The following is a 19,543-nucleotide window of genomic DNA, read 5'->3' on the forward strand; positions in this document are numbered from 1 at the left end:
TAATTCGGTTAATGGCTTCCGGGATAGAATAATATATGGCTTCTGTCTCAAAACTTAAAGCGGGGTAAGGAGCATGAGGTATATTATCAGTCAAAAAGGACAGATACCGGTGGTGTTATCTGTCCCCCACGGGGGGACGGAAGAACCGGCCTTTCTTCCCTTCCGCCGGGAAGGCAACAGAATGGCGGACGAGTTCACCCAGGAGTTGGCCATGGAGATTAGTAACTCCTTAAAAGGGGTGTGGGGTGAGCCCTACCTGGTCAAGGCCCTGATCAGGCGCGTTAAAATAGACTTTAACCGTTCCCAGCCGGAAGCCTGCGAAGACCCTGTTTCGGTCAAATATTACAGGGAGTACCACGGCGACCTGAGGGAATGTGTGGACCACTGTGCGGAAACATATCGCCGCTGCCTGCTGCTGGATATCCACGGGCGCAGGGGGGCCGGTCCCGGAGCTCCCCAGGTGGTGCTGGGAACAGCCAATTACAGTAGCATGGACCGGGAGCCGGTGGAGCTTTTATTAAATTTGCTGGGCTCCAGGGGCTGTACCGCCAGGCATGACACCGGCGGCCCGTACCGGGGAGGATTCATTACCAGGCAATATTCCGACGGTATGGTAATGAAGGGACTGCAATTGGAAGTGAGCAGGGAGGTAAGGCAGGACGGGGAGGTCAGGAAAAAATTTGCCGCCGCCCTGGCGGAGTCCCTTTGGCAGGGAAGGGATAAAATAATATACGACAGCCGATGAAAAGGCCGTATCTTCATGCAGGCAGCACGTTGTGAATTGTTCGACAACCCCATTGGTCAAATTAATATTTGTGAAATAATCGACGTTAAAGATGGATGGTAGTGACCATTTTTTTTGCATTTCAAAGGCAAATGCTTTATTTACCCCTCCGGCGGCAATAATATAAGAACAAATAAAACAATAACGGTGATGACAAAAAAATCGCCGGAGGGAGTGTAAGAAATGGCACGTTCAGCAGATGTGGCGTACTACGGCTGCTATGCCGGAAAAAAGAAAAACAACAGCGGAGATATGAACAGGCTTATTGACGCAGTGAATGATAATTTCGCCACCTTCAGGGAGTGGAACGACGTGGAGGTAACACGTCAGCCGGCCGGCTCGTTGCTGGAGAGGTTTAAAAGCAACTACAGCGCCTTTGTGAACTGGTAATCCTAAAAAACAACAGGGCAAAGCGGATGGAGGGGAAGGTGGAGTATGGATTGAAAATAAAAAAACGGACAGAAGCTTAACACCCCCCGACTTAAACGGCCGGGGGGTGTTTTCTTTATTTTACCAGTGACTTTACGAAGGTTTTCGCGCTGGAGGCGGCCATGCTTACCAGGCCTTTGTGCCTGGCCAGAATCTGGTCCAGGGCCTCCACCACCCTGTCCAGCTGCTCACGGGTTACCGTAAGCGGCGGCTCCAGCCTGATGACATTGGGGTTGTTCAGGGTGTAGGCTGTTATTATGCCGTATTTGTTCAGTAGTTCACCCGCCACCAGGCTGCCAAGGTATTCCTGGGAAAGTTTAGAGGCCAGGCCGAAAGTAGCTTTGGTAAGCATGCCGCCCGGCTGGTTGAATTCTATCCCAACCATCAGGCCCCTGCCCCTAACGTCCTGCAATAGAGGATACTTTTCCTTTAATTGGTTTAGCCCGTTCATAAAATATAGCCCTTTTTCCCTTGCCTGTTCTGCCAGATTTCCCCGGTAGATAACGCTTATGGTGGCGATACCCGCCGCGCATGACCAGGTGTTGCCCCCGAAGGTGGAGGTGTGCAGGGTTGATTTTTCCCAGCTGCCGTAGGCCTTTTGCCATATGTCGTCGGTGGTGATGAAGGCGCCCGCCGGCATAATCCCGCCGCCCAGCGATTTGGCCAGGCACAGAATGTCGGGCTCCAGCTGTTCATATTGGCAGGCGAACATGTCTCCGGTACGCCCCATACCGGTCTGAATTTCGTCCGCAATTAAAAGGGTCCCTTTTTCTCCGCACAGCCTGGCCGCTTCCGCCAGATAGCCCGGGGGAGGTACAATAATTCCGCCTTCGCCCTGAATAGGCTCAACGATAAATGCCGCAGCCCGGGAATTCAACAGGGCGGCTTGCAGGGCCTCAATGTCCCCGTAGGGAACGGCGTGGCAGCCTTCCAGCAGGGGGCGGAAAGGTTTCTGGTATTTTTCCCTGCCCGTTACCGACAGGGCGCCAAAGGATTTGCCGTGAAAGGAACCCTCGCAGTATATGAAACCTGTTCTCCCGGTGGCGGCCCGGGCCAGTTTAAGCGCTCCCTCCACCGCCTCGGCCCCGCTGTTGCAAAAGAAAGATCTGGTTAAAGCTCCCGGGGTAATAAGAGCCAGGTTGTGCGCCAGGGCCCCGGCCAGGGTGCCCAGGGAGGCCTGGATCAGGTTGGGCATTTCCCTTACCCTGTCCAGCGCCGCCAGCACTTCCGGGTGGTTATGCCCCACATTCATGGCCCCGTAGGCTCCAAGGAAGTCCAGGTACTGGTTCCCATCGCTGTCCCAGACCAGGGTATCCCGGGCCCGTACAAATTTTTTGTCAAAACTCAAAAATCCCATCATTGAAGTCAGCTCCGGGTTGACGTGATTTTTGTGGTTTTGTCTAATTTCTTCACGGCTCATTTCAATGGCCTTGTCCAGCGATAGAAGATGGCTTTGAAAATCTATGGCAATGTCATGTGCTGTTTCGCTTTGCATATCCCATCACAATCCTTCCGCTCTGAAATTGTAAACAGATTTGTGCACAGCATAATTTTACCATAAAAAATGCATATTTGTTCCACCGGATAAAATGTTGTTAAAATAGTCTTGCCGGGAAATGATTTATTAATACCGCGTGTAATGTATTTTTACTTGACAGAAGCCGCCCGGTTGCATTAAAATTTACCTGTTAAGTATTCCTCCTTGATGTTTGCAACATTAGGGCAATTGAAGCGGAGGCTTAACATGGAAAAGCTGGCGTTAATAAATTTGCTTTACGACTTTTACGGTCAATTGCTCACCGAGCGGCAGAGGCGTTTTGTGGAACTCTATTACGCCCATGATCTGTCCCTGGGTGAAATTGCGGAGCAGTTCGACGTGAGCCGGCAGGCCGTATATGACATATTAAAGAGGTCGGAACAGTCTCTAACGGATTATGAGCGGAAGCTGGGACTGGTTGCCAGACATATTGACAATCGCCGGCTTTTGAGCACGGCGCTGGAATTGCTGGAAAGCGGCTACCCGGATAAATTGCCGGAGGTTAAAAGTATCCTCAGCAAAGTTATGGCAATTGAAGAGGAATGAGGGGAGGCTTAAGCAGTGGTCTTTTCCGGACTTGCTGAAAAACTTCAGGAAACATTCCGTAAGCTAAAGGGCAAGGGCAGGCTGACCGAGGAAGATGTGGACGAGGCCCTGAAAGAGGTAAGACGGGCGCTGCTGGACGCCGATGTTAACTTCAAGGTTGTGAAGGATTTCCAGAAGAAGGTCAAGGAAAGGGCTGTGGGCTCGGATGTGCTTACCAGCCTGACCCCGGGCCAGCAGGTTATAAAAATTGTACATGAAGAACTGTCTGAACTCATGGGCGGGGTGCAGAGCAAAATAAACCTGTCCTCCAAGCCGCCCACAGTGGTTATGATGGTGGGATTGCAGGGGGGCGGCAAAACCACCACCTCCGCCAAGCTGTCCAATATGCTGAGAAAAGGCGGAAGGCGCCCCCTGCTGGTGGCGGCGGACGTGTACCGTCCGGCGGCTATTAAGCAGCTGCAGGTGCTGGGCGCCCAGTTGGATATACCCGTGTTTTCCATGGGTGACAAAAACAGCCCGGTGGATATCGCCAGGGCCGCCCTGGAGAACGCCCAGAGCAACAGCAGGGATTTGGTGATTATAGACACCGCCGGCCGGCTGCATGTGGACGACCAGCTGATGACTGAACTGGAGTCCATCAAAGCGGCGGTAAAGCCCCATGAGATACTGCTGGTGGTGGACGCCATGACCGGCCAGGTGGCTGTGAACGTGGCTGAAACCTTCAACCAGCGGCTGGGCCTGGACGGGGTTGTGCTGACAAAGCTGGACGGCGATACCCGGGGGGGCGCGGCGCTGTCCATCAAGGCTGTCACCGGCTGTCCCATAAAATTCGCCGGGGTTGGCGAGAAGCTCGACGCCATTGAGCCTTTTCATCCGGATCGTATGGCCGACCGCATTCTGGGCATGGGCGATGTAATGACCCTTATTGAAAAGGCCCAGGCAAATTTTGACGCGGAACAGGTGGCCAAACTAAATAAAAAGATTAAGGCTGCGGATTTCACCCTGGAGGATTTCATGCAACAGATACAGGAAGTGAAAAAGCTCGGCCCGCTGCAGCAGATAATAAGTATGATTCCTGGATTGGGCAGCGCTAAAAAGCTTAAGGATCTGGGCGAGATAGATGAAAAGGAACTGGTGTATGTGGAGGCCATTGTCAACTCCATGACACCCTGGGAAAGAAGGCATACTCACGAAATAAGCGGCAGCAGGAAAAAGCGCATAGCCAGGGGCAGCGGAACCTCCGTGCAGGAGGTAAACCGCCTGCTGAAACAGTTTGAACAAACCCGAAAAATGATGAAACAGTTTGCCGATATGGAGAAAAATATTAAAAAAGGCGGCAAAATGGGGATGAACCCCTTTATGGGATTAGGCAAAAAGGATCTATTCTAGGAGGCCGCTGAAAAAGTCCATCTGCTGCGTTGCGGCTGCGGCCTCAATGCTCAACGTACGATGGGTACGCCTCCGCTTGAGGCCTTGCCGCGCCTTGCATCTGGAGCTTTTTGAACGGCCTCGGGCGGTAATTTATCAACATCTTTATTGCTTTTTGATGTGTTTTTCAACACTTTCCCAGGAGGCTTTAAACCGCGGCCTGTGCCGGCGGCGCCGATGCGCTATGGAATATTTTTGCAAAAATATAAATTGGTAAGATCATTAAAGGAGGTGAAAATGTCGTGGCTGTCAAAATCAGATTAAGAAGAATGGGTGCCAAGAAAAATCCCTTTTACAGGATAGTGGTGGCTGATTCCCGTTCTCCCAGGGACGGCAGGTTTATAGAAGAAATCGGATATTATGACCCGCTGAAGGACCCGGCTGTAATTAAGATTGACGAGACAAAAGCCGCAGACTGGCTTAAAAAGGGAGCCCAACTGACCGATACCGCCCGCGCACTGTTCAGTAAGGCAGGTTTGTTGGCCAAGCCCGCTGACAGCGGTCAGTAGTATTTTCCAGGAGGGTTCTGACCGATGAAGGAAGTAGTAGAAATATTGGCTAAGGCCTTGGTGGATAATCCGAATCAAGTTTCGGTTAAAATGGTTGAAAGAGAAAAATCCTTCCTGATAGAATTGAAAGTGGCCCCTGATGATATGGGGAAGGTAATCGGAAAGCAGGGGCGCATCGCCAAGGCAATTCGTACGGTGGTCAAAGCAGCGGCCACCAAGCAGAAGAAAAAAGTTATAGTGGAAATAGTATAATACTAAACCACAGCAACGCATTTCGGGCTCATCCCGTTATGCCTGATTAAAAAAGGGGGCTCTATGCTCCCTTTTCTGATATGTGGCGTCTTTACGCATAAACTATGAGGTGGTAATGCGGCATGGGAGGCATAACCATCACCCGCCCGGTGATTGTTAAAATTAAAGTGACAGAGGAATATAAAAAAAATGTTGCCGGGGAGATTCAGGAGGCTATATCCAGGGTGGATATGCAAATCCGGCATATTGAGTTTCAGGCCAGGCGACTGCTGGCCGAACTGGAGAAAAAAAACCCCCAGGGCATAACCGCCGCCAAACAGCACCTGGAGAAAGAACGTTCAGCCAAGCTGGAAGCCAGGCAGAGGCTGCTGGATAAACTAAAGCAGACCGCTAATATGAGTATTGGCGAGGAAATTGTCCACGGGCAGGTGGAAAGCATTGTGGAATTGAAGGTGGGGGACCACTGGAGCAGCCTTTTTAATGTGGAAGTGGTAATTGAGGACGGCAGGGTGATTGAGATAAGGCAGGGCGGCGGGGGGTATGAAGGTGGCTGAGGAATACATTGACATAGGAAAGATTGTGAATACCCAGGGAAACAGGGGAGAGCTGCGAATATTTCCTTTGACGGATTTTCCCGGGCGCTTTCTTGATATGGATACTGTGCTGGTGGAATTAAACGGTGAAAAACGTAAGTACACCATAGAGACAGCCCGGCTGTACAAAAAGTTTGTGATAATAAAATTTAAAGAAACTCCCGATATGACCGCCGCGGAAAAACTAAAAGGGGCGTTGCTCAAGGTTACCAGGGAGGAACTGGTGGAACTTCCGGAGGGAAGCTACTATATTTTTGACCTGGTGGGCATCAACGTATATGATCCTGCGGGCAATTCCCTGGGAATTCTTGAGGAAGTCATTCATACCGGGGCCAACGATGTTTACGTGGTTGCTGAACAGGGCGGCAAGCCGGTGCTGGTTCCCGCTTTAAAAAGCGTGGTAAAGGAGATTGACGTGCCTGGCAGAAGGATGGTAGTGGAAATGCCGGAGGAATATTAGGAGGTCTTTATTTGCATATTGATATTTTGACCCTTTTTCCGGAAATGTTTGAAGGCCCCTTTGACGCCAGCATCATCAAACGCGCCCGGGAGAAGGGGCTGGTAGCAATCGACTATATAAACATTCGGGATTATTCCCAAAACAAGCATAATACCGTTGACGACACGCCGTACGGGGGCGGGGCCGGGATGGTTATGGCCGCCGGGCCGGTCTTCGAAGCCGTGGACCATATAAAATCCAGCCGCCCCGGAACCGGCAAACTGATATATTTAAGTCCTGCCGGAAGAAAGTTGAACCAGCAAACGGCGCGGGAGCTTTCCGGGGAAGAGCGCCTGATTCTTCTCTGCGGGCACTACGAGGGCATGGACCAGAGGGTGCGGGACGAACTGGTGGATGATGAAATATCCATAGGCGACTATGTGCTGACCGGCGGGGAATTGCCGGCAATGGTGCTGGTGGACGCGGTGGTGAGGTTAATTCCCGGGGTATTGGGTGAAACCGCCTCTGCCGAGGAAGAATCATTCAGCGACGGTTTGCTGGAATACCCTCACTACACCAAGCCCAGGGAATACAGGGGACTGCCCGTGCCGGAAGTTCTGCTGAACGGGCACCATGAACAGATCCGCCTGTGGCGGCGCAGGCAGTCACTGCTTAAAACACTTCAGAGCCGCCCGGAGTTGCTGGCCACAGCCGGCCTTACAGATGAAGACAGGATTATTTTAAAAGGGATAGTGCTGGAATTGGAAGGGCTGGGACTGCCGGAAGACATAACAAGGAAAAAAAGGCGCTGACAACGGCCGGAACATTACCGGCCGTTGTTTTGTGCGCAGCAATTTATATTTATTTTTTTAATTTTTGGCAATATCCACTGTTTGCATTTTATCCCCGGGCTTCAGCCTGTCCACAATTTCCATGCCCTTGACCACCCTGCCGAAAACGGCATAATCGCCGTCCAGCCAGGACGCGTCCTTTTTCAGTATATAAAATTGAGAGCCCGCGGTATCCGGTTTCTCACTCCTGGCCATGGCCACTGCCCCCCTGGTGTTTTTCAACAGCGGGTTGGTTTCAAGCTTTATTGTCCAGCCAGGGCCGCCGCTGCCGTCGCCCTCGGGGTCTCCTCCCTGAACAACCCAGTCCTCCACCCGGTGGAAGGTGAGGCCGTTGTAAAATTCGCTTCCGGCCAGTTTTTCGAAGTTTGTTACGGTTACCGGCATCAGTTCCGGGTAAACTTCCGCTTCAATATCCCCAAGGGATGTTTTTATTACCACCAGATCCTTTTTGGTTTTGCTCAGATCCCCGGCGGACTGAGCGGCTTTATTATTCCCGGTGTTTTTATCATCTGCTTTGCCGGCGTCTGCCTGCTTATCATTGGGCTTTTCCGCGGCGGCATTGGATTCCGGCTGTTGTTCCTGCCGGTATGTGCTGTAGCCCGTGGCTGCGGCCAGCAGCAGGGTAAAAACTATTATCGCGGCAATTATTAGATTTCGCCTTGGTGGAGCGGGCTGCCGGGGATTTTTCTTTTTAACGGCCATTATTTAGACCTCCGGAATTAAAATTATAGGTATTGGATATACATTTCGACGGGCAGACTTTATATCCTGGTGGCGGAATAATGATAAATGGGATATGATTAAACCGGATGTTCCGGGACAAAAAAGTGATAGCCGGGGGAGAGAATGATGGTTGCGGAAGTGATATTCACGGGTACGGAACTGCTGCTTGGCCAGATACTGAACACCAACGCCCAATATTTGCAGGTTGAATTATCCTCTTTAGGAATAAATCTTTATTACCAGGTGACGGTGGGGGACAATCTGGGGCGCTGCGCTTCGGCCATCAGCCAGGCCGCCGGACGGGCGGATTTAATAATAGTGGGCGGCGGTCTGGGACCCACCGAGGACGACATCAGCAGGGAGGCACTGGCCGAGGCCCTAAAATTAAAGCTTGTTAAGGATAATTTTGCCCTGGAAGTGGTGAGAAGGTTTTTTGACCAGAGGAATATATCCATTTCCGATAATAATTTAAAACAGGCACTGATACCGGAGGGGGGCAGGGCGCTGGACAACCCGGTGGGCACAGCGCCGGGAATAATACTGGAGAACAGGGGCAAGACCTACATACTCCTTCCGGGCCCGCCCAATGAATTTAAGAGGATGGTGAATGACCGCGTCATACCCTTCCTGAAGGAAAAACTGGCCGGGAAAAGCGGCATTATCAAATCCAGGGTGCTTAAATTTTGCGGTATAGGCGAGTCAAAACTGGATGAAAAGCTCAGCGACCTTTTAAAAAGCAGCAATCCCACCCTGGCGCCCACCGCAAAATTTTCTGAAGTCCATTTAAGGATTACTGCCAGGGCCGGGGATGAAGCCGGGGCCGGTGAAATGATAGAAGTCATGGAGGCCCGGGTCCGGGAACGCCTGGGCTCTTTTATATTCGGGGTTGACGGGGAAACACTGCCGGGGGCTGTATCCGGACTGTTCCGGGAGCAGCATAAAACCCTCGCGGTTTTAGAGGGGTTTTCCGGGGGAGAAGTCTCCGCCCTGCTGTCGACAGTGCCGGGAGCAGGCGATTTCTTCGCCGCGGGCGTTGTGGCCCGGGATTTTGGCGTTTTGCGGGGGATGCCTTTTTTGCACGCCGGGGAACCGCCGGTGAAAAAAGAAGAGGCAGTGAAGAGTCTGGCCACAGCCATAAAGGAAAATTTTGGCTGCCGGGCGGGTCTTGCCATAGGCATGGACAATGCTGGAGATCCCAGCAGCCGGGTGACTGGCTACGCATTCCACCTGGGCGCCGATATTGACGGGAAGATTATGGGCAGGGAACTGCTCCTGCGGGGCGGAGACCGTTTGGAAGCCTCCCGCAGGGCTTCCACCATGGTTCTGGTGCTATTATGGCGTTACCTGAAACACGGCATAGCCTTTTAATACCGGACTGCCACGCGACTTTGCCTGCTGTTAAAAAAGCATAGCGCATAATAAATATTTATAACCGCCCCCGGGGCGGTTTTTTTGCGGGTGACATTATGCAAAATATTTTATTATATCCAATAAATCGCAGGAAAATTAATATAATTTGTAGAACTTTCATGCACAGCTTTATTCTGGAAAAAGATGTATTAAATGCTCCCAGCCGGATAATTGTTTAACAGGGGTGTCAAAATGCACGAGACTTATGATTTGCAGTTTGGGCCGAAGCCGAGAAAGCGCATTAATTCCAGGGAGCTGCTGGAGTTAATATTCGGCTACGTGGCCAGAATGGCAAACGAAAAAAATTTGGACAACCTTTTGATGATGATGGCGGATCTGGGAAAGGACATGATTGTAGCGGACCGCTGCACATTGTGGCTGCTGGATAGGGAAAAAAACGAACTCTGGACCAGGGTCGCCCACGGGGTGAACGAAATCCGCATACCGGCCAACACCGGGCTGGTGGGTTATTCCATCGATCACGACCAGCCTCTTTTTATCGATAACGCCTACAATGATCACAGGTTCAATCCCGACGTGGACAAAAAGACGGGCTACCGGACCAAGGCTATTATTGTCATACCCCTTAAAAACAGTGAAGGCGAAACTATTGGCGCCTACCAGGCTATCAATAAAATGACCCGCTCCAAAAAATTTACGTCGAAGGATCTGGAATATTTGACCCTGGCAGCCTCATACTCTGGGAAATCGCTGGAGGCGGCGCTGCTCAATAAAGAGATAGAGGAAACCCAGAAGGAAATTATTTTTACCATGGGGGAAATAGGAGAAAGCCGCTCCAAGGAGACAGGCAACCATATCAAAAGGGTGGCCGAGTATTCCAAAATCTTGGCTTTAAAATACGGCATGGACGAAACCGAGGCGGAACTGCTGAGGATAGCTTCTCCCATGCACGACATCGGCAAGGTGGCCATACCGGACTCAATATTAAAAAAGCCCGGCAAGCTCACCGATGAAGAATTTGATACCATGAAAACACATACCCAGGTGGGATATAATCTTTTAAAGGGCTCCAGCAGGCGCATTTTAAAAGCGGCGGCCATTGTGGCCCGGCAGCACCATGAGAAATGGAACGGCAGGGGCTATCCTGACGGAGTCAGCGGCGAACAGATTCACATATATGGCAGGGTAACCGCCATTGCCGACGTTTTTGACGCCCTGGGCAGCGACAGGTGTTACAAAAAGGCCTGGGAATTGGACAGGATATTGAACCTTTTTAAGGAAGAGAAGGGGAATCATTTTGATCCGGTGCTGGTGGACCTTTTCCTGGATAATATCGGGGAGTTGGTAAAGATCAGGGATAGATACCGGGATGAAATTGGTGAAAAATAGAAAGCCTGCCGGACAGGCTTTTTGAGGCCGTTGCTAAAACTTTCGCCCGGCTTTAAAGGTTGGGGGACGCACCATTGAAAGCTGTGTGTCCCCCGGCCTTTTTACTGCCGGAGCGTTACGGGCCGAACGGCTTAGTCTCCCGCCAGGTTTGTTTTTGAACGGCTTGTACCTCTTTATTTGTATTTAACAGCCAGTGCCGCCAGGGCGCCCTGCAGGGCGGGCATCAAATCGGTAAATTCAAAGCCCGCGAAGGCCTTGTCTCCTACTTTCCTGAGCCAGGCGGGCTGCACCTCCAGTTTAAAGTCGTAATTGCTTATTCTAAGGGACATGGTGGCTTTAATATTAGAGTTGATAATTTTTTCAATTTCCGGCGTGGAATAAACCATTGCCCCGCCGGCGGAAAAATTCACCAGAACCGTTTGCGTGGAGAGATCGTCAGTTCTGAATATTACTTTTACCGGGTAGTTTGCCCTTATAAATCTTCGCTCCCTGGTGGGATTAAATTCTTCCGGTATAGTCAGCCCGTAAAATTTGTCAAAATCCTTTCCTATGGCCGCCACTTTACTATCACCGCAGAAAAAGGATTTTTGGTAAGAAACGCTTACTTGAACGGGCTGGTTTTCCAGGAGCATCATAACCTGCCCGCCGTGCCTGGGGAGACCTATCCAGAAGATTTCGCCCTCCACTTTGGTTACGGTGGTTGGTATCGCGCCGGGTTGGGAGATTTCCCGCAACCAGACTTCCTGTTTTTCCCTTATGGTTATTTTTTCTCCAGTTGACATTTTCACCAATCCTTTTAGCTGGCAAAGTTGAACCAGGGCAATAGGGTATCAATTTCCAGGTCCGGTTCGTTCTTTAGATTAACAATACCATCGCTGGTCCACACCTGGGGCCTGGACGGGGTGCCCGGATTAATCAGCACTATCTGCCCGGTCCTGCCGTCACTTAGTTGCACCACTTCACCCACGTAACATTCCGCAATTCTGTTAAGAAATGTCAATAGAATGCCGGTGTCAAGGGCGCCGTAAAAGTTGTGCTGAAACTGTTCGATTACTTTAAAGGGGCATATTTTACCCCGGTATGGGCGATTGGAGGTCATTGCGTCGTAAACATCGGCAATGGAAATTATCTTCGCCGACAGGGGTATGTTGCCGCTATTCAGACCGGAAGGGTAGCCCAGACCGTCCTCCCGCTCGTGATGAAAAAGCGCTCCCACCCGGAGGGAGGGAGGGGAACTGGCGGCTTCAAGAATCCGGTACCCCAATATGGTGTGTCTTTTAATTTCCTCCCGTTCCTCTTCCGTCAGCGGCCCGGGTTTCTGTAATATCGTCCGGCTTATTCGGGTTTTTCCAATATCGTGCAGGAGTCCTGCCACCACTATGTCCTTTGTTTCTTTGTTTTGAAGCTTTAACCAGCGGCATATCAGGCCGCAGATGAGGGAAACGTTCAGTGAGTGCCCGAAGGTGTGGTTGTCCAGCTGTTTGGCAATATTCAGATAGGACATCAGGTTAAACGGGGATTTTATATCATTTAAAATTGACTCCGGAATATTGTAGGCCTGTTCTAGGTCAAACTGATTTCCGTCGCTAATGAATTTTATCAGTTCAGCCGTTTCCCTGCCCGATTTTTCATATTTTTTCTGGAAATTAATGAATATCTCCTCATCGCTTCTTTGCCAGCAGGCGGGTTCATTTAAATTACTTTCTTCGAGAATGCTTATTTTGGAATAACCCAGTACCTTAATGGTCTGGATGTTTTCCCCTGTCAGAATTGCACCCTTGGTAAGCATTAATACATTGTGCTCATTATAAATATCCTGGTTTAATACCATGTTAGGGATTAGCTTGTCAATATAAATATTATTTGCCATATCGGATCCGCCCTAATTCATGCATTATATAATTTTAGCAGTGGCCCCGCATTGGTAAATTATTTATCAACCTGTCATTAATTATAGTTATTGTCTCGTCATTTTTCGCTAAATTTTCTTTTAATTTTATTTAAAGTAATGCTGGATGAGGAGAAACAAAAAGTGCCCTCGCCGGAGAGGACACTGTCAGCGTATGAACCGGCACCTGCCCGGTTTTTTGATTTATTAGGGAAATTATGAGCATGGTGGAGCTGCGGATAACTTCTCAGTCGCCTGAAGGGTGATTTTGTTCAGAATTTTAATCTTACTTGTTCATTTCAGTTGCCTTTATTAATTAAAAGCTCCTTCTCTTTTCTATTAAGTTTCCTGATGGCGGCTTCCCGCTTTTGCGCCTCGCTGCGGTTCGCGCATTCTTCCCAGTAAATCAGCCGGACAGGTAGTCGGCTTCGGGTGTATTTCGCGCCTTTTCCCGCATTGTGAATCTTCAGCCTGGCCTCCAGGTCCGTTGTCCAGCCGGTATAATAACTTCCATCAGAGCATTGAAGCAAATATGTATAGGGCATAGATATAATCCTTCGATAAATTTTGATGTTTTTCAGCTGGCAATAATTGTCTTATCCCATTCCCAGGTAAGGCCGGTTACCACCGCCGCCGGTTCAGTAGCCTTGTCAAATCGGGAATTTTTAACGTTAATTCTGAAGGCTGTTTTCGGCAACTGTTTATTATTTAACAATATTAACAAATATTCCATGAAAATGCACTAATAGGCAAAGAAAATTTATTGATGTCAAATTTTGCTGAATCCAAGTTTATTATATGATATATTGTCTTTTAAATGAGGTTTATGTCTCAAAATAAGGGACTTTAGTCCCGGAAAATTTGATTAAGCTTTTTGGATCATTTTACAGAATTCATCGTATTTTTCCCTCAAAAGCAATGCGGTATCATTAATTCCCGAAAATCGAACATAATAAGATGCGGGACTAAATGGAGTTAATTCTTTCACTTTTGTTACATTGACTATATAACTTTGGTGCGTTCTTAAAAATTTATTGCCTGGCAATTTATATAATAGGTTATTTAAAGATTCATATACGTCAATTTTATCATCATCTGTGTATATAACAGATTTTTTTAATTCTTTGCCTACAAAACAAATGTTGTTTATGTCAAGAATATAGATACTGGAGCCTCTTTTGATAGACATTCTTTTGATGTTGTGATTTAAGCACTGTCTTGCTTTTAAGGCTGACAATATTATTCTGTCAGGTGTTATAGGCTCAAATATGTAATCAACCGCATTTATCTTTAATGCTTCCGAAATAAATTTTGCATTGTATGTGATAATTACAATTAAAATGTTTTTGTAATTAACATTTACGATGTTGCCTATCTCCAGTCCAGAAATATCTTTCATGGCGATATCTAAATATATAACGTCAGGTTTATATTTATCAATACATTGTATGCATTCAAAACCAGTGCTGGCTTCCCCAACTATGTTGATGCTATCAATTTTTTTCATTACATTAATGAACACTGATCTTATACTTTTTTCACTATGGGCGATAAGAACATTCATTGGTAAAATCACCTAATAATGTAAATTAGAAGCATTATTAAATAATTCTGCAAAATCGCTTTTATTCCTCTCGGGATATTAAATATAGTTTTCCATTGTAAAGGCACACCTGGGGAAACCCGGGGCCGCAAAGCCGTGGGTCTAAGCCGATATGGTATGATTGCCAGGCTGCCGGGGAGTGTAACAAACCATTTCTTGGGCAAGAAATGGTTTAAATATGTGTGGGTTTGCAGTGATTCGCCGTCACAAAGCAACAAGTCTACAGCGAAAGGAATACGGTAATGGAGTATTATAAAAATATGGAAGAGAGTTTAAGAAACCACTGTATAAAAGTATCCTATATATCTGCGGGAATTATAAAAGGCAAAAATAACTTATTAATTGCAGGATTATACCATGACATAGGAAAAACAAAAGTACCTTCGATAATATTAAATAAAAACGGTCCTTTGTCACAGGAAGAATTTACTGTTACTAAAAACCATTCGTACGATGGCTCACAGATGCTGCTTGAAATGGGATATTGCGATGAGGTAGTTAAAGCGGTTCTGTGTCATCATGAAAGATGGGATGGAGAAGGGTACCCATTGGGTCTCAAAGGCAAGAAAATCCCCTTATATAGTCGTGTTTTGGCCGTAGCGGATACTTTTGACGCCATAACTTCGGACAGGCCATATAGAAAAGCGTTGCCGGCTTATGCGGCAATAGAGGAAATAGTTGAAAACGCAGGCAGGCAGTTTGATCCGGATGTTGTAGAACTTTTTTTGAAATACTGGCTTAAGCATGGCAATGAATATCGAAGAGTTTTTCTGAAGGATGAATGATTTTAATTGCCGTATACCAAAAAACCCGCTTTTTACTTGATGAGCGGGTTTTTGGGTTTCTCATTTGGAATAATAACGGGCCGGTCTTTACTGTGAGCGGCCGTATGTTTTTCGATTATTTAAAAATTGTAATTGCTATTATTACCAGGACTACTAAACTGCCCAAAAAAGATAAACAACCACTGCTCTCCAACTTTTACAACCTCCTTAACCGGTATGGCGGGTCTTAGTATTTAATAGCAAGAAATACCCTTGTTTTGCGATAATTGCGATGTAAAATTTCGACACGGGTTAACCCTATTCCTTTTTAATTTTTCTATCCGGATTGTCTACCATTATTTACCTGTCAGGATACTGTTTCAACTATATAAACAGGGGAATAATGCACGCTCCGGCGGTCTTTATAATAATTGTGAGCAGTGTTAAATATACGTTAAACAAAAAGGAGTTTTGTCAGGTATTGTAGAATGTCACAAGGGCAATTTAATTTATAATAAATTGGCTACTTGACTTCAGTAAGGAGGCTTTTCTATGCGGTTGCTCACGCGATCCGATTTTGACGGTTTAGCTTGCGCGGCACTATTAATTAAACAGGGCCTGGTGGATTCATTTAAATTTGTTCACCCCAAAGATGTTCAGGATGGCAAAATAGAGGTTAATTCCAATGACATACTGGCCAATGTTCCTTACGCAAAAGGATGTGGCCTGTGGTTTGACCACCATAGCTCGGAAGAGGAAAGGGGAAGTTTGAAAGAGCGGTTTGAGGGCCGATCGGCTTCCGCACCGTCCTGCGCGCGGGTTATTTATGATTATTATGGGGGGAGTGAAAAATTCGGCCCCAATTTTGATGAGTTAATGATTGCCGTTGATAAGGCTGATTCGGCCCAATTTAACCGGGAGGAAGTATTAAACCCTGAGGGCTGGGCGCTCTTGGCTTTTATTATGGACCCGCGCACAGGCCTCGGACGGTTCCGGGATTTCCGCATTAGTAATTATCAGCTTATGGAGAAACTTGCGAATGATATAATACATAAGCCAATAGCCGAGATAATGGAAGATCCTGATGTTAAGGAAAGGGCAAAATTATACTTTGAACAAACCGAATTATTTATAAAGATGGTTAAAGCAACCTCTATTATTCATAATAATGTTTTGGTAACGGATCTTAGAAATGTTGATCCCATATACACCGGTAACCGATTTTTGCCTTATGCCTTATACCCTGCGGCGAATATCAATATATGGATTGTTGACGGCAAGTTGGGCAATTGTGTATTTACCTGCGGAAAGAGTATTTTTAATAGGAGTTCCAGTGTAAATATCGGTTCAATTATGCTCAGTTACGGAGGCGGCGGGCATACAAACGTTGGAACATGCCAGGTGTCCAACCAGCAGGCGGAAGAAGTGCTTAACCAATTAATCCAAAAATTTCAGGGATAAACCAGGCGTATCTTTTAAGCCGTCCTGTACTTTTTCCCCCGGGCGAGACAGGATTCTTTCAGCCGAAGTGATTTTGGGTCAGGTTCCGGATTGTTATTGTGAAAGCAATGTTCATTTAAAAGCTCTTTTTTTAAGCTGTGAAACGCTAGACAATATAATTAACTTTTAAGCTGCCGGTTAATACCTTTGGCAGCTCTTTTATTGAGTAAAAATGGCACTAGTAGGAAGATTAAATCAAATAAAACAAGGAGGTCGTCATAATGACAACTAAAGTTAAAAACGGTATCGCAAAAATGATTCGCGGGTTTATGGAATTTGCTGATTTAGGGTTCCGTTACATCGAAACGGAAAGAAATAACAAATAGCCGGCGACTGAGGAGGTGCCGGCATGCTGGAGAAGTTGCAGGTGGGTTTTTAAGCCCCTACCCGGTTTCCCGCCGTGTAGGGGCTAGTGTTTTACCGCAAAAACCGGACTGCTTCAGCAAAGGGGATTCTGGTGCTTCGATGCTGGTTTATCCTGGCCTTTGTATCCGGATAACCGATGGCGATTCCCAGGGCAAGTTTTTTATTTTGCCCTGCTCCCAACGCTTCACGAATAATATCAGGGTAGACAGCCGCCATTGCCATTGTGCAGGTTCCTAACCCAAGGCCGTAGGCCGTAAGCATGAGGGTCTGAGTAAACAGCCCCAAGTCGAACAGTGCCCAGGGCGAGAGTCCATTATCCAGAAAAAGATAAACAGCATGGGGAGCTCCAAACAGCCCAAAGCCCTTTCTGGCAAATTCATTCCTGGCATTCTGGTCATCCCTGGCAATTCCCATGGTTTCGTACATACGGACACCGTTTTCAAAATACCGTTTTTTGTTCTCTTCCGGCCAGGAATCCGGGAAAGGAATATCAGGCGCGTGCGGCTTTCCCTCATCCATTGCTTTTAAATACTCCATTTTAATTTTTTCAAGAACCGGGCCGCTTGCAACTGCAATCTCCCAGGGCTGGTTGTTCCCCCAGGAAGGGGATTTTAACGCTGTCTCCAATATTTGTTCAATTAATTCCTCCGGTACTTTTCTATCCAGGAAAGCCCGCACACTATACCGCCCTTTTATTGCTTCAAACAATCCTTCCTGCATTTTAATACACCTCCTGTACATACTTTGTTTCATAATACAATTATTAAACTATGCAAATCTTAAATTTACTATTCTTTCCTGACTCTTGCCTGTATCCTGCCTGACAAAAGCGATATATCAATAACTCATCTTCTCTGGTATAACCCCTCTAACGCCGCCTCTGGGCGATTCCGTGTCGCCTTTTCTCCGGGGTATCAGGTGTATATGCGCGTGCGTTATGGTTTGTCCGGCTGCCTCGCCGCAGTTTACGCCAATGTTGAAGCCTGAAACAGTGGGGTCGTCTTCAGAGATTTTATTCCGCAAGTATTTTATAAGATTTTCAGCATCCTTTAGCTCCCGGGAGGTCATTGTGAAGAAGTCGGCCGTATGCCTGCGGGGGATAATCAGGAGGTGACCCGGCGTTACCGGGTATTTGTCCTTTATGGCAATAACCGCACCATTTTCAGCCACGGCCTGTCCTCTTCTCCCGGGATCGCAGAAAGGACAGGCGGGGTTCGCAGCGGGCTCCGGAGCCTTCCGAAAATCAGTATTATCTTTATTACCCCTGCTAATCGGCTTCATTATTTGTGGACCCCTTGGCCTTCCTGCAGCCGTATTTTTTTTTCAACGCCTTTTTATTAGGAACAACCTGGGTCTGCGGTTTCCTTTGCCATGCCGTCCTGGTCAATTTAATCCTTTTCATTAGCGGTTCACCCCGAACATTTGGTTTTATAAAGACTGACAATAGGTGCAAGCGAAGGATTTTTCAGAATATTTATAGAAAACAAACCTACCAGTAATATGAGGGGGATAAAAGCATGCGTTTTTTTTCTTCGTGGCAGGATATGCAGGTGGGCGATAACGTTACATTTTACCGTACCTTTACTGATGGTGATGTTTCTAACTTTACGGGAATAACCGGAGATTTTAATCCCATACACATGGATTCTGAAATTGCCAAGCTTTGCGGCTACAAGGGAAGGGTCGTGCCGGGTCTTCTCACAGCCAGTATGCTTACCCACGCCGGGGGCACTTTACTTCCCGAGCCATACCCTGCCGGTAAAATGTCCTTTCGTTTTTTGGCGCCGGTATATATAGGAGATACCATATGCGCCAGGGTCACCATAATAGATAAGGACGCCGAAAAAAATAAACTGGTTCTTCAGATTACCTGTACCAACCAGGAAGGCGGAGCCGTACTGGTTGGGGAGGTATCAGGAAAAATTATGCCGGTTTATGAGCAGCGTAATAATACTCCCAAATAGACCGGCTGTATAAGTCCGCACCCCTCTTTTGTAAAACCCGCGCCCCCGGGAAAATCTTCTTCTTAATCAATATCTATCACCGGGCCGTTGGAGTTGTCTTTGGGCATTAAAAACCAGGCGATAATATACACAATAATCCCGGGGAAGGCAGCTGAGAATACTGACAATATCACATATAGCAACCGTACCAGCGTTGGGTCCCAGCCTATAAACTCTGCCAGGCCTCCGCAAACGCCGGCTATCATTTTGTATCTGTTTGACCTGCGCAGTTTTCTGCTGACCAAGAAAATCACTCCTTTGACAGGTAATTTATTTTTGTATTTTTATTATACGAAACAAACCGGCCCGGTTATCCACCCTGCTTTTTCCGCCGGTACCGGACCGCTCCGGCCGGGTGATCCGCGGTGTTTTCCTTGCGGATACCTTTACCGTACCTTCAGGACGTCATTATAATCAATAAGCTCACAGGTAACTTGCCATCAGTGTGCCGGTCACCAGTTTTGGTCCAGGCAGTTGTTATGACGATTCTTGTCGAAACACCTGAAACACCATAAACCCACACCAGCCGGCGTGGGTTTTTCTTTGAGACTATTGTCTTACATACTCT

At 47.6% G+C, this 19,543-nt stretch carries 24 protein-coding genes and 1 riboswitch; of the genes, 14 read left to right on the top strand and 10 right to left on the bottom strand.

Going from position 1 to position 19,543, the window contains the following annotated elements:
• Positions 1-73: 73 nt before the first annotated feature.
• Positions 74-745: an N-formylglutamate amidohydrolase gene (locus DCCM_RS00855; RefSeq protein ID WP_104370578.1), complete on the top strand. Its 672-nt coding sequence runs from the start codon at positions 74-76 to the stop codon at positions 743-745.
• A 222-nt stretch (positions 746-967) separates the two neighbouring features.
• Positions 968-1,174, top strand: a complete 207-nt coding sequence (locus DCCM_RS00860; RefSeq protein WP_104370579.1) for a hypothetical protein — start codon at positions 968-970, stop codon at positions 1,172-1,174.
• A gap of 115 nt (positions 1,175-1,289) precedes the next feature.
• Here DCCM_RS00860 and DCCM_RS00865 read toward each other — a convergent pair whose 3' ends face one another.
• Positions 1,290-2,708, bottom strand: a complete 1,419-nt coding sequence (locus DCCM_RS00865; protein ID WP_104370580.1) for an aspartate aminotransferase family protein — start codon at positions 2,706-2,708, stop codon at positions 1,290-1,292.
• A gap of 249 nt (positions 2,709-2,957) precedes the next feature.
• Here DCCM_RS00865 and ylxM point away from each other — a divergent pair, with 249 nt between their 5' ends.
• The 7 genes from ylxM to trmD all read left to right on the top strand — a co-directional run bounded on the left by ylxM (position 2,958) and on the right by trmD (position 7,329).
• On the top strand, positions 2,958-3,296 hold the full coding sequence (ylxM, locus tag DCCM_RS00870; protein ID WP_104370581.1) for a YlxM family DNA-binding protein: 339 nt from the start codon (positions 2,958-2,960) through the stop codon (positions 3,294-3,296).
• 15 nt (positions 3,297-3,311) lie between these two features.
• A complete protein-coding gene (gene ffh, locus DCCM_RS00875) occupies positions 3,312-4,685 on the top strand; it encodes a signal recognition particle protein (RefSeq protein ID WP_104370582.1) in 1,374 nt (457 codons plus the stop codon).
• A gap of 281 nt (positions 4,686-4,966) precedes the next feature.
• On the top strand, positions 4,967-5,233 hold the full coding sequence (rpsP, locus tag DCCM_RS00880; protein ID WP_104370583.1) for a 30S ribosomal protein S16: 267 nt from the start codon (positions 4,967-4,969) through the stop codon (positions 5,231-5,233).
• Positions 5,234-5,257: 24 nt separating this feature from the next.
• The gene (locus tag DCCM_RS00885) at positions 5,258-5,485 is read left to right on the top strand and encodes a KH domain-containing protein (RefSeq protein WP_104370584.1); all 228 of its coding nucleotides are present in this window, start codon (positions 5,258-5,260) and stop codon (positions 5,483-5,485) included.
• 122 nt (positions 5,486-5,607) lie between these two features.
• Complete coding sequence (locus tag DCCM_RS00890; protein WP_104370585.1) at positions 5,608-6,039, top strand: YlqD family protein; 432 nt, start codon at positions 5,608-5,610, stop codon at positions 6,037-6,039.
• Positions 6,032-6,538, top strand: coding sequence for a ribosome maturation factor RimM (gene rimM / locus DCCM_RS00895; RefSeq protein WP_104370616.1), 507 nt, complete (start codon positions 6,032-6,034; stop codon positions 6,536-6,538). The genes DCCM_RS00890 and rimM overlap by 8 nt, the downstream gene beginning before the upstream one ends.
• Positions 6,539-6,549: 11 nt before the next feature.
• Positions 6,550-7,329: a tRNA (guanosine(37)-N1)-methyltransferase TrmD gene (gene trmD / locus DCCM_RS00900; RefSeq protein ID WP_104370586.1), complete on the top strand. Its 780-nt coding sequence runs from the start codon at positions 6,550-6,552 to the stop codon at positions 7,327-7,329.
• Positions 7,330-7,386: 57 nt separating this feature from the next.
• On the opposite strand, the gene DCCM_RS00905 is transcribed toward trmD, so the two are convergent.
• Positions 7,387-8,070 (bottom strand): peptidylprolyl isomerase, encoded by a 684-nt coding sequence (locus DCCM_RS00905; protein WP_104370587.1) that lies wholly within the window; start codon positions 8,068-8,070, stop codon positions 7,387-7,389.
• A gap of 144 nt (positions 8,071-8,214) precedes the next feature.
• On the opposite strand from DCCM_RS00905, the gene DCCM_RS00910 reads away from it, so the two are divergent.
• Together DCCM_RS00910 and DCCM_RS00915 are read left to right on the top strand one after the other, a co-directional pair.
• Positions 8,215-9,459, top strand: a complete 1,245-nt coding sequence (locus DCCM_RS00910) for a CinA family nicotinamide mononucleotide deamidase-related protein (RefSeq protein WP_104370588.1) — start codon at positions 8,215-8,217, stop codon at positions 9,457-9,459.
• 234 nt (positions 9,460-9,693) lie between these two features.
• Positions 9,694-10,851: an HD-GYP domain-containing protein gene (locus tag DCCM_RS00915; RefSeq protein ID WP_104370589.1), complete on the top strand. Its 1,158-nt coding sequence runs from the start codon at positions 9,694-9,696 to the stop codon at positions 10,849-10,851.
• Between the two features lie 173 nt (positions 10,852-11,024).
• Here the strand turns inward: DCCM_RS00915 and DCCM_RS00920 are convergent, their stop codons facing one another.
• The 4 genes from DCCM_RS00920 to DCCM_RS00935 all read right to left on the bottom strand — a co-directional run bounded on the left by DCCM_RS00920 (position 11,025) and on the right by DCCM_RS00935 (position 14,303).
• Positions 11,025-11,633, bottom strand: coding sequence for a PilZ domain-containing protein (locus tag DCCM_RS00920; RefSeq protein WP_104370590.1), 609 nt, complete (start codon positions 11,631-11,633; stop codon positions 11,025-11,027).
• Positions 11,634-11,647: 14 nt separating this feature from the next.
• Positions 11,648-12,721, bottom strand: coding sequence for an HD-GYP domain-containing protein (locus tag DCCM_RS00925; RefSeq protein ID WP_104370591.1), 1,074 nt, complete (start codon positions 12,719-12,721; stop codon positions 11,648-11,650).
• Positions 12,722-13,038: 317 nt separating this feature from the next.
• Positions 13,039-13,284 (bottom strand): GIY-YIG nuclease family protein, encoded by a 246-nt coding sequence (locus DCCM_RS00930; RefSeq protein WP_104370592.1) that lies wholly within the window; start codon positions 13,282-13,284, stop codon positions 13,039-13,041.
• 320 nt (positions 13,285-13,604) lie between these two features.
• Positions 13,605-14,303, bottom strand: a complete 699-nt coding sequence (locus DCCM_RS00935) for a LytR/AlgR family response regulator transcription factor (RefSeq protein ID WP_104370593.1) — start codon at positions 14,301-14,303, stop codon at positions 13,605-13,607.
• Positions 14,304-14,395: 92 nt separating this feature from the next.
• Positions 14,396-14,479: riboswitch (cyclic di-GMP riboswitch) on the top strand.
• A gap of 105 nt (positions 14,480-14,584) precedes the next feature.
• On the opposite strand from DCCM_RS00935, the gene DCCM_RS00940 reads away from it, so the two are divergent.
• On the top strand, positions 14,585-15,127 hold the full coding sequence (locus DCCM_RS00940) for an HD-GYP domain-containing protein (RefSeq protein WP_104370594.1): 543 nt from the start codon (positions 14,585-14,587) through the stop codon (positions 15,125-15,127).
• 531 nt (positions 15,128-15,658) lie between these two features.
• Complete coding sequence (locus tag DCCM_RS00950) at positions 15,659-16,567, top strand: DHH family phosphoesterase (protein ID WP_104370596.1); 909 nt, start codon at positions 15,659-15,661, stop codon at positions 16,565-16,567.
• Between the two features lie 456 nt (positions 16,568-17,023).
• On the opposite strand, the gene DCCM_RS00955 is transcribed toward DCCM_RS00950, so the two are convergent.
• The 3 genes from DCCM_RS00955 to DCCM_RS19385 all read right to left on the bottom strand — a co-directional run bounded on the left by DCCM_RS00955 (position 17,024) and on the right by DCCM_RS19385 (position 18,374).
• Positions 17,024-17,692, bottom strand: a complete 669-nt coding sequence (locus DCCM_RS00955) for a nitroreductase (RefSeq protein ID WP_165791970.1) — start codon at positions 17,690-17,692, stop codon at positions 17,024-17,026.
• Between the two features lie 117 nt (positions 17,693-17,809).
• Entirely contained in the window at positions 17,810-18,253 is a 444-nt protein-coding gene (locus tag DCCM_RS00960; RefSeq protein WP_104370598.1) for an HIT family protein, read from the bottom strand.
• Positions 18,240-18,374, bottom strand: a complete 135-nt coding sequence (locus DCCM_RS19385; protein ID WP_269433722.1) for a hypothetical protein — start codon at positions 18,372-18,374, stop codon at positions 18,240-18,242. Before DCCM_RS19385 ends, DCCM_RS00960 begins: the two co-directional genes overlap by 14 nt.
• Positions 18,375-18,489: 115 nt before the next feature.
• Here DCCM_RS19385 and DCCM_RS00965 point away from each other — a divergent pair, with 115 nt between their 5' ends.
• Positions 18,490-18,936 (top strand): MaoC family dehydratase, encoded by a 447-nt coding sequence (locus tag DCCM_RS00965; protein ID WP_104370599.1) that lies wholly within the window; start codon positions 18,490-18,492, stop codon positions 18,934-18,936.
• 62 nt (positions 18,937-18,998) lie between these two features.
• On the opposite strand, the gene DCCM_RS00970 is transcribed toward DCCM_RS00965, so the two are convergent.
• Positions 18,999-19,220 carry a PspC domain-containing protein gene (locus tag DCCM_RS00970; protein ID WP_104370600.1) on the bottom strand — a complete coding sequence of 74 codons (222 nt, stop codon included), beginning with the start codon at positions 19,218-19,220 and terminating at the stop codon, positions 18,999-19,001.
• Positions 19,221-19,543: the final 323 nt, after the last annotated feature.

Source organism: Desulfocucumis palustris (assembly GCF_002933875.1).
Lineage (GTDB): Bacteria > Bacillota > Desulfotomaculia > Desulfotomaculales > Desulfocucumaceae > Desulfocucumis > Desulfocucumis palustris.